The following is a 3,361-nucleotide window of genomic DNA, read 5'->3' on the forward strand; positions in this document are numbered from 1 at the left end:
GGGGGTTTCTCAAAAAGAATCCGGCAGCGACCTACTCTCCCGCGCGGTTTCCCGCGAAGTACCATCGGCTCTGGAGGGCTTAACTTCCGTGTTCGGGATGGGAACGGGTGGGACCCCTCCGACATAGCCACCGGAAAACAAGCGACAGTGCATACAAAGGGTAAGTTTCGAATTTCTTGCTAAGCGAAGTCTCGCTGTGCGCAGTGTGAGTCTTCCAGGCGAGTGCGAGTCGCACTCGAGCCTCGGCCTTGGCCCCGAGTCCCTTACTCCCCTTGAGGGGGGCATGCAAGAGAATGGGGAAAGTAAGCCTCACGACCAATTAGTACCGGTTAGCTGAACGTGTTACCACGCTTACACACCCGGCCTATCAACGTCGTAGTCTTCGACGGGTCTTCAGGGGCTTGCGCCCGGGATACCTGGTCTTGAGGTCGGTTTCCCGCTTAGATGCTTTCAGCGGTTATCCAATCGGCACATGGCTACCCAGCGATGCCTCTGGCGAGACAACTGGTACACCAGCGGTGCCTCCAACCCGGTCCTCTCGTACTAAGGTCAGAGCCTCTCAAGTATCCTACGCCCACAGCAGATAGGGACCAAACTGTCTCACGACGTTTTGAACCCAGCTCGCGTACCGCTTTAATTGGCGAACAGCCAAACCCTTGGGACCTGCTCCAGCCCCAGGATGCGATGAGCCGACATCGAGGTGCCAAACCTCCCCGTCGATGTGAACTCTTGGGGGAGATAAGCCTGTTATCCCCGGAGTACCTTTTATCCGTTGAGCGATGGCCCTTCCATTCAGGACCACCGGATCACTATGACCTGCTTTCGCACCTGCTCGACGTGTCCGTCTCGCAGTCAAGCTCCCTTATGCCATTGCACTCGACGCCCGGTTTCCAATCGGGCTGAGGGAACCATCGCGCGCCTCCGTTACTTTTTGGGAGGCGACCGCCCCAGTCAAACTACCCACCAGACAGTGTCCCAATCCCGGCTGACGGGACATGGTTAGACACCAGAAATCAACAGGGTGGTATTTCACCGTTGCCTCCACCGAACCTAGCGGCCCGGCTTCAAAGGCTCCCACCTATCCTACACAGTCAATCCCTAGTGTCACTGTCAAGTTATAGTAAAGGTTCACGGGGTCTTTCCGTCTTGCTGCGGGTAAACTGCATCGGCACAGCTATTTCAATTTCGCTGAGTCCCTCTCCGAGACAGCGCGGAAGTCGTTACTCCATTCGTGCAGGTCGGAACTTACCCGACAAGGAATTTCGCTACCTTAGGACCGTTATAGTTACGGCCGCCGTTTACTGGGGCTTCGGATCATCGCTTCACCTTGCGGCTGACGAATCCCCTTAACCTTCCAGCACCGGGCAGGAGTCAGACCCTATACGTCGGCTTGTCGCCTTCGCAGAGTCCTGTGTTTTTGGTAAACAGTCGCTACCGCCATTTCTCTGCAACCTCTCTCAGCTCCGGCTGTACGCCTTCACCTACCAGAGGCCCACCTTCTTCCGAAGTTACGGTGGAAATTTGCCTAGTTCCTTGGAGGAGAGTTCTCTCAAGCGCCTTAGGATTTTCTCCTCGCCCACCTGTGTCGGTTTACGGTACGGACACCCTGTAAGCTCCCTACGGGACTTTTCTTGGAAGCAGAGCATCAGCGACTTACCCCTTACGGGGCGCCATGGAGTCTCGGGGATAACTGCCGCGCCTTTATTCGTACGCGACACCCCTACACCTTTAGACTGACACAACCACCGGTCAGCTCGCCTAGCTTTCTCCGTCCTCCCTTAGTTCAACGCTCACAAGATGGTGCAGGAATATTAACCCGCTTTCCATCACCTACGCCTTTCGGCCTCGGCTTAGGTTCCGACTAACCCTGGGAAGATTAACTTGACCCAGGAAACCTTGGGCTTACGGCGAGGGGGTTTCTCACCCCCTTTAACGCTACTCATTTCGGCATCAGCACTCCCAGTCGCTCCAGCCGCCTTTTCAGTCGACCTTCGCTGCAACTGGGACGCTCCCCTACCGCCACACGCTTTACGTGTGACCCGAAGCTTCGGCACTAGTCTTGAGCCCCGTTACATTTTCGGCGCGGCCTGTCTTGACCAGTGAGCTATTACGCTTTCTTTAAAGGATGGCTGCTTCTAAGCCAACCTCCTGGTTGTCAATGACCTGCCACATCCTTTCTAGTGTTCACTTAGACTAGATTTGGGGGCCTTAGCTGTCGGTCTGGGTTATTCCCCTCTTGCCAATGGACGTTATCACCCACTGACTGCGTCCCGGGATAACAATTGCCGGCATTCGGAGTTTGGTACGGTTTGGTAATCTGGTGAGACCCCTAGCCGTTCCAGTGCTCTACCTCCGGCATTGAATTGCCCGAGCCGATACCTAAATATCTTTCGGGGAGAACCAGCTATCACGGAGTTTGATTGGCCTTTCACCCCTACACACAGCTCATCTCAGAAATTTTCAACTTTCACGAGTTCGGTCCTCCATGCGGTGTTACCCGCACTTCAACCTGGCCATGTGTAGATCACCCCGCTTCGGGTTATAATACACGCAACTAAACGCCCTATTCGGACTCGCTTTCGCTCCGGCTCCACCTAACGGCTTAGCCTCGCTACGTATATTAAGTCGCCGAATCATGATGCAAAAGGTACGCTCTCGCACTGGGTTGCCCCGTAGTGCTCGAACTGCTTGTAGACATGCGGTTTCAGGTTCTTTTGACTCCCCTTACCGGGGTTCTTTTCACCTTTCCCTCGCGGTACTTGTTCACTATCGGTCGCCAAGGAGTATTTAGCCTTACCGGATGGTCCCGGCTGATTCAGGCAGGATTGCACGTGTCCCGCCCTACTTGGGTAACCCACTCAGCTCCAACTCGCTTTCGCGTACGCGACTATCACGCTCTTTGGTGCCTCTTTCCAGAGGCTTCCGCTAGCAAGTCAAAGTCCTACCGTGGACCCGCTACCCCGACGCCACTTTCGTGGTTTCGGTTTGGGCTTCTCCCATTTCGCTCGCCACTACTTTGGGAATCACTCATTGTTTTCTCTTCCTCAGGGTACTGAGATGTTTCACTTCCCCTGGTTAGCTCCATTCCACCTATGTATTCAGTGAAAGGTAACGCCGCTATTCGCAGCGCTGGGTTTCCCCATTCGGACATCCCCGGATCAACGCTCGGTTGACAGCTCCCCGGGGCTTTTCGCAGCCACCCGCGTCCTTCATCGCCTCTTGGCACCTAGGCATCCACCGCACGCCCTTAGTAGCTTACTTGCCCTAATCTCTTGTTTCACGCCCGCCTCCCGGCGGATTGTCGAAACTCGAAACCAAGGCCCAGACTCCTGCTCTTCGCAGCAAGCCTGGAAGACTTCTT

General features: G+C 55.2%; 2 rRNA genes. Both read right to left on the reverse strand.

From position 1 onward, the window contains the following. Nucleotides 1-18 precede the first annotated feature (18 nt). Nucleotides 19-135: ribosomal RNA gene (gene rrf, locus F8M74_RS36975) — 5S ribosomal RNA — on the reverse strand. A gap of 163 nt (nucleotides 136-298) precedes the next feature. Beyond that, nucleotides 299-3,261 (reverse strand): 23S ribosomal RNA (locus F8M74_RS36980). Nucleotides 3,262-3,361: the final 100 nt, after the last annotated feature.

Origin of the sequence: Myxococcus sp. CA023 (assembly GCF_010998615.1) — a bacterium.
Lineage (GTDB): Bacteria > Myxococcota > Myxococcia > Myxococcales > Myxococcaceae > Myxococcus.